Consider the following 6,124-nt stretch of genomic DNA (forward strand, 5'->3'; position numbering starts at 1 on the left):
TGGCCGCCGTCCTGGCCGGTGTGTTCGCACTGTCGCGAGTCTCCGCCCTCGAGGGCCTGTTCAAGGTCTTGCCGCCGGTTATCTGGGCCTACTTCGTGCCCATGCTGCTGACCACGTTCGGCGTGACGCCGGCCGCGAACCCGGCGTACGACTGGTTCAGCTACGTGCTGCTCCCGTTCGCGCTGTTCCTGCTGATGATCACGATCGACGTCAAAGCGATCCTGAGCTTGGGACGCTTGGCGATCGCGATGATGCTGGTCGGGACGCTGGGGATCGTGTTGGGCGGGCCGATCGCGTACCTCGCCGTGGGCCAGTTCATCGGCGATCCCGAGACGTGGCAGGGGATGGCAGCGTTGGCGGGCTCGTGGATAGGAGGGACGGCCAACATGCTGGCGCTCAAGGAGTCGGTCGGGCTGAGCGACGCGGGCCTAGCCCCGATCATCGTCGTCGATACAGTCGTAGGCTACGGGTGGATGGCGATCCTGCTGTTCCTGTCCGGCTACCAGGACCGGTTCAACAAGTGGGTCAACGCTGACATGAGCGCCGTCGACCGCGTCAACGAGACGCTCGAGGCGATGGACACGCACCGCGAGCCGTCCTCGATCGCCTCGATCGGCATCATCGTCGGACTCGGATTCGGAGCGGCCGTCGTAGCCCGAGTCTTGGGCGCGTCGCTCCCGTCTCTCGGCGACCCGACCATCATCTCGGGCGGAACGTGGGCTGTCCTGATCGCGGTCACCATCGGCCTGGCGCTGTCGTTTACACCGATGCGACGGCTCGAGACCGAAGGCGCGAGCCGGATCGGGTTCGCCGCGCTCTACCTCTTGCTCACGTCCATCGGTGCCCACGCCGACCTCAACGCCGTCCTCGAGGCGCCCGCCTACATGCTGATGGGCGTCGTCTGGCTCGCCGTCCACATCGCGCTGCTGTTCCTGGCCGCGAAGCTGCTCCGCGCTCCGCTGTTCTTCGTCGCGACCGGGAGCATGGCCAACGTCGGCGGCGCGGCGTCGGCGCCGATCGTGGCCGGCGTTTACCTGCCCGCGATGGCGCCGGTCGGGTTGCTGATGGCCGTCGCGGGCTACGTGCTCGGGATCTACGCCGCGCTCGGCTGCGCCTGGATGCTGGGTGCGCTCGGCGGATAGCCGGCCTCGAGGTCGACGGTCCCGCTTCCGGCCTCGAGGACAGACCGCGTTGGGATCAATCTCCGATAGGGCAACTCGATAGGTCTCCGGTTCGACTCGGTGCGAGAACATCGAGCCCGGGCAGTGGCTTCGTGCCGAGGTCACTAGATCGAGGTCAGTACCGACGCCACGCCGTCCCGGCCCCTACAGCTTCCGCGTCATGACCAGCGCCTGCCCGATCACGAAGAACTCTGGATCGTCGGGTCGGACGGTCTCGTCGGAATAGGAGCGATCGGCGGCGCGAAACTGGAGGCGACCGTTGACGTGAGCGAACCGGCGGATGACGACGCGGTCGTAGAACAGCACTGCGGCTAGCGACCCGTCCTTGATGTCGCGCCACCCGGCCTCCTCGACCACGACCAAGTCTCCCTTGTAGATGCCGACGCCGTTCATGCCGTCGTCGCTGGCGACGACTCCGATGCAGAAGTCCAGGTCGACGTCGTCTGGAAGAAGCGAGGGGTCCACCAGGAGAGGACGGCGAGAGCGAGGGAGGGGATGATCGGCGGTCTCCGACGTCATCAACCTGGCCCGGCGCCCGACTCCCTCCTTAAGCTTGAGCATGAGCACGCCCGGCGGCTCGTCCGATCCGTAGCCGCCCTCCTCGCCGACGACCTCGAGGCCGCGGGCCTCGTTCGGAATTCGGTTGATGTAGCCTTTGCGCTCGAGGACGACGAGCATCTTGTGGACTCCGTTAGAGGATCGCATCCCTAGGCCTTGCCCGATCTCCTTGATGGTCGGCGGCTTGCCGTTCCGGCGGACGGCGTCGCGGATGAACTCGAAGACCTGGTTCTGGCGCTCTGTGAGTCGCTCTCGCATGGCCGTGGGGAGATTCCCGAGGGTGGTGGATGAGGTGAACGCGTTTTCACTCTAGGGGTTCGCCCGGTGAATGTATTTTCACTTTTTGGGATTTGGGCTTTAGATCGCGGTCGAGTTGGGTGTTAAAGACTGGACTTATCCACATAAAACGGCCTTTAGAGGGCTTTTTGGCCGTGTGGGGTATGTTGGGTGAGCGGTGGGGAAAAGTGGGGAATCATCCCCGCGGCCTGGCGGCCTCCACCGATACACACCCCTCCCGGCCGTGGCCGGCTTTAAAGGACAAGCGGAAAACACCATCGACGGGAAAGGCCGAATGCCTGTCCCGGCGAAGATGCGTCGAGCCCTCAGCCCGGACGCCAAGGAGACCTTTGTCGCCACGCGAGGCCTGGAACGCTGCGTCTTTCTGTACCCGCTCGACAAGTGGGAGCAGATCGAGGACCGGATGGGGGAGATGAACCAGTTCGTCGCGGAGAACCGGGCCTTTACCCGCTCACTCCTGCGCTGGGCCGAGGAGCTCTCCCTCGATGGCCAGGGCCGGATCGCGCTGCCCCGGCCGCTCCTGGAGTTCGCCGGCCTCGAGACCGGAGAAAAGGCGCTCGTGATGGGCGCCTTCGACCGCATCGAGGTCTGGAACAAGGCCGCCTTCGAAGCTCACATCCGCGACCAAGACGATTACGAGTTGCTCGCCGAGCGAGTGATGGGCGAGGTCTAACCCCCCGGAGACCCCGCCTCGCCGCCCATGCTTCCTGTCCCTTCCATGACCCGCCCCCGCCGCCCGCGCCGCGCCGACCGCGTTGACACTGCCCGTGTCTCGCCCGGCTCCGACGTGGGCGCCGGCGGCGCGCAGGGGACCGGCGGCTTGGGCGACCCCCTCCGGTACGCCACCACGTACCACGCCCCCGTCCTCGAGGCCGAGACCGTCGCCAACTTGGTGACCGATCGCGGGGGCGTCTACATCGACGGCACCCTGGGCGGCGGCGGCCACAGCGCCGCGCTCCTGGACGTCCTCGAGGACGACGCCTTAGTGATTGGCATCGACCAGGACCCGGAGGCGCTAGCCCAGGCGCGCAAGCGCCTCGAGGGTGCCGAAGCCGCCGGTCGCTTCGTCGCCCTCGAAGGCAACTTCGGCGACCTCGAGGGTCTGCTGCGCCGCGCCCGCATCACGCGTCCGATCAACGGCGTCCTGCTGGACCTGGGCGTGAGCAGCCACCAGCTCGACCAGGCCGCGCGCGGGTTCGCCTACGGCAAGCCTGGCCCGCTCGATATGCGGATGGGCGACACCGGCGAGACCGCCGCCGAGCTGATCGCTCGCCTCAGCGCGTCTGACCTGGCCGACGTCATCTACCAGTACGGCGAAGAGCGCCGGTCCCGCGCCATCGCCCGCGCCATCAAGGCCGCCGCGCCTACCACCACCGACGCGCTCGCCGACACCGTCCGCAGCGCCGTCCCGACGCGAGACGAGCTCAAGTCGCTGGCCCGCGTCTTCCAGGCCCTGCGCATCGCCGTCAACCGCGAGCTCGACGTCCTGGAGGACGTGCTGCCCGCCGCCCTCGAGGTCTTGGCCGAGGGCGGACGCCTGGCCGTCATCGCCTACCACAGCTTGGAAGACCGCCGCGCCAAGCAGTTCCTCAAGAACGGCCGGTTCTCGGCCCAGGTCGAGAAGGACACGTTCGGCAACCCGCTCACCCCTTTCAAGCTCATCACCCGCAAACCCATCGTCGCCTCCGACCTCGAGGTCGAGGCCAACCCCCGCGCCCGGAGCGCCCGCCTGCGCGTCGCCCAGAAGCTGAGCCGCTGATGCCCCAGACCGCCACCAAGCCGACCAAGAAGACGACCCGCCGGTCGCCCTCGAAGAAGACGACCGCCAAGAAGGCGCGCCGTCGGTCGGGCGATGTGCTGCCGGGCTGGTCCGACCTGCCGTCTTTGGCGGGGAATGGCAAGCGGAAAAAAGCGGGCGCGAAGCAGGCCTCCAAAAAGGCCAAGGCGAAGGCGGCCTCGAGGGCGAGAGTCGAGAAGGCCCGCGCCCTCGACGTCGTCCCCAGCTTCCGCTTCGGCATCCTGACGATCGGGGCGAGCGTGCTGCTGGTCCTGTTCCTGGGCCACGCCTACGCGACGCGGGCGACGCTCGACGCGCTCCAAGACGCCCGCCGCGAGAACGAGCGCTTGCGCCTGACCTACCAGCGCCTTCAGGGCGACGTCGACCGGATGACCGGACCGAGCGCCGTCATGAGCCGCGCCGCCGCCCTCGGCCTCGAGGAAGGCGTCGCCTACGGCCCCACCATCCTGCTCGACGACTAACCCGCTCGGCCCTGTGCCGACGACCCCACCCGCCTCGACCTCGAGGCCGAACACCCCACACCGATCGCCGCTCGCGACTCCATTCTCTCCCGGCTCTACTGGGTCTTCGTAGGGCTTCTTGTCCTGCCGGTCCTGGTCGCCGTGCAACTCGTCCGCATCCAGCTGGACGAGGGCGCCGAGCTGCGCGCGCAAGGCGAGAAGCAGTCGGAGAGCGTGATCGAGTTGGCCGCCCAGCGCGGGTCCATCTTGGACCGTCGAGGCCGAGCACTCGTTGTGAACACGGCCCGCTACGAGGTCGCCGCCGACCCGACCGTTGCTGGGTTCGACGAGCGGGCTGGCGAGCTATACGCTTTGTTGGGCGAGCTCACAGGAAAGGGAGCGGACGTCTACCGTAACCGCGTCCGGGACCGTCCGAGCCGACAGTACGTCGTCTTAGTGCGCGAGCTGGACGAGGCCTCAAAGGACGCGCTCGACCAGGCCGGTTTCGAGGGGCTGTTGATCCAGGGCTCGTACCAGCGCCGCTACAACTACGGGACGCGCGCGGCCCACGTGCTCGGCCACGTCACGCGCGACTTGCAAGGCGTCGCCGGGTTGGAGATGACCTTGGACGAGAGCCTCCACGGCGCTCCCGGCCGGCTCGCCGTCCAGCGCGATCGTCGAGGGCGCGTCCGGGCCGTCGTCGGAGGCACGCGCGTCGAGCCCCGCCACGGCGACGACGTCGTGCTGACCATCGACCTGGTGCGCCAGGCCATCTTGGAGGAGGAGCTGGCTCGCGGCGTCCAAGCTGCCGGAGCGGCATGGGGCACGGCTGTCGCCCTCGACCCGAGCACGGGCGCCGTCCTCGCCATGGCCAACGTGCCGACGTACGACCCGAACCGGGCCGGCCAGTTCTCGAACGCCGCCCGGCGCAACCACGCGATTGTCGACCGCATCGAGCCCGGGTCAACGTTCAAGCTGGTCACGGCCATCGCCGCCCTCGAGTCCGGCGCCGTCGGCCTCGAGGACGTGTACGAGACGGGCGAGGGCTGGCGCGTATTCGGCGGGCACACCGTCCGCGACGCGCACGGCTACGGGCCGCTGACGTTCGCGCAGGGCATCGCGAAGTCGTCCAACATCGTGATGGCGCTGGCCGCACAAGACATCGGCTCGGGTCCGATGTACCAGGCGGCCCGTGACCTGGGCTTCGGCCAGCCGACGTACATCGACCTGCCGGGCGAGGTCGCCGGCTCGTTGCGCCGCCCCGAGGACTGGGGGCGTGGGACGCTGACCTCGATGAGCCGGGGCTACGCCGTCGAAGTGACGCCGCTCCAGATCGCCGTCGCCTACGCAGCACTTGCGAACGGGGGGCTGTTGGTCCGGCCGTACATCGTCGCCGAGCGCCGGGAAGCGGCGACAGGCCGCGTGGTTTGGTCTGCCCAACCGGACTCCGTTCGCCGCGCGTTCCGGGCCTCGACGGCCCAGCGCCTGCTCCGCCCGTTCGAGAACGTCGTCGGAAGCGAGGGGACGGCGCCGCTCGCCGCGGTCCAAGGCCTGCGCGTAGCCGGCAAAACCGGTACGGCCCAGACGGCCGCCGGCGGCAGCTACAACGAGACGTCCTACCGCTCGTCATTCGCCGGCATGTTCCCGGCAGAGGATCCAGAGGTCGTGATCGCGATCGTCCTCGACCGGCCGCTCAACGGCTACTCCGGCGGTACGGTCGCCGCGCCGATCTTTGGCCGCGTCGCGAGCCGCTGGATCGGCACCTTCCCGACCGTCGCCGAGCGCGTGGCACCGTCCGGCACGATCGCCTCGAGGACGGCCGCGCCGGTCCCCGTCGTCAACGGCTTGCC

At 68.6% G+C, this 6,124-nt stretch carries 6 protein-coding genes; 5 read left to right on the plus strand and 1 reads right to left on the minus strand.

Going from position 1 to position 6,124, the window contains the following annotated elements; translation table 11 throughout:
- Positions 1-1,142, plus strand: a 1,142-nt coding sequence (locus WBA11_RS03095) for a DUF819 domain-containing protein (protein ID WP_424519262.1), incomplete at its 5' end; no start/stop codon positions are given.
- A 183-nt stretch (positions 1,143-1,325) separates the two neighbouring features.
- Here the strand turns inward: WBA11_RS03095 and WBA11_RS03100 are convergent.
- Complete coding sequence (locus WBA11_RS03100; protein ID WP_424519263.1) at positions 1,326-1,997, minus strand: LexA family protein; 672 nt, start codon at positions 1,995-1,997, stop codon at positions 1,326-1,328.
- A 313-nt stretch (positions 1,998-2,310) separates the two neighbouring features.
- Between WBA11_RS03100 and WBA11_RS03105 the strand changes: the two genes are divergently transcribed.
- The 4 genes from WBA11_RS03105 to WBA11_RS03120 form a co-directional block, all read left to right on the plus strand.
- The gene (locus WBA11_RS03105; protein ID WP_424519264.1) at positions 2,311-2,709 is read left to right on the plus strand and encodes a division/cell wall cluster transcriptional repressor MraZ; all 399 of its coding nucleotides are present in this window, start codon (positions 2,311-2,313) and stop codon (positions 2,707-2,709) included.
- A gap of 45 nt (positions 2,710-2,754) precedes the next feature.
- Positions 2,755-3,795 (plus strand): 16S rRNA (cytosine(1402)-N(4))-methyltransferase RsmH, encoded by a 1,041-nt coding sequence (gene rsmH / locus WBA11_RS03110; RefSeq protein WP_424519265.1) that lies wholly within the window; start codon positions 2,755-2,757, stop codon positions 3,793-3,795.
- Positions 3,795-4,295: a hypothetical protein gene (locus WBA11_RS03115; RefSeq protein ID WP_424519266.1), complete on the plus strand. Its 501-nt coding sequence runs from the start codon at positions 3,795-3,797 to the stop codon at positions 4,293-4,295. The genes rsmH and WBA11_RS03115 overlap by 1 nt, the downstream gene beginning before the upstream one ends.
- Before the next feature lie 141 nt (positions 4,296-4,436).
- A partial coding sequence (locus WBA11_RS03120; protein WP_424519267.1) for a peptidoglycan D,D-transpeptidase FtsI family protein occupies positions 4,437-6,124 on the plus strand: 1,688 nt, incomplete at its 3' end.

The organism is Rubrivirga sp. (assembly GCF_049648075.1).
Classification (GTDB): Bacteria; Bacteroidota; Rhodothermia; order Rhodothermales; family Rubricoccaceae; genus Rubrivirga.

What these genes read in the sequence shown, in the direction of transcription:
- WBA11_RS03100 (WP_424519263.1), bottom strand. Translation starts at nt 1,997, where the DNA reads ATGCGAGAGCGACTCACAGAGCGCCAGAACCAGGTCTTCGAGTTCATC.
- WBA11_RS03115 (WP_424519266.1), top strand. Translation starts at nt 3,795, where the DNA reads ATGCCCCAGACCGCCACCAAGCCGACCAAGAAGACGACCCGCCGGTCG.
- WBA11_RS03105 (WP_424519264.1), top strand. Translation starts at nt 2,311, where the DNA reads ATGCCTGTCCCGGCGAAGATGCGTCGAGCCCTCAGCCCGGACGCCAAG.
- rsmH (WP_424519265.1), top strand. Translation starts at nt 2,755, where the DNA reads ATGACCCGCCCCCGCCGCCCGCGCCGCGCCGACCGCGTTGACACTGCC.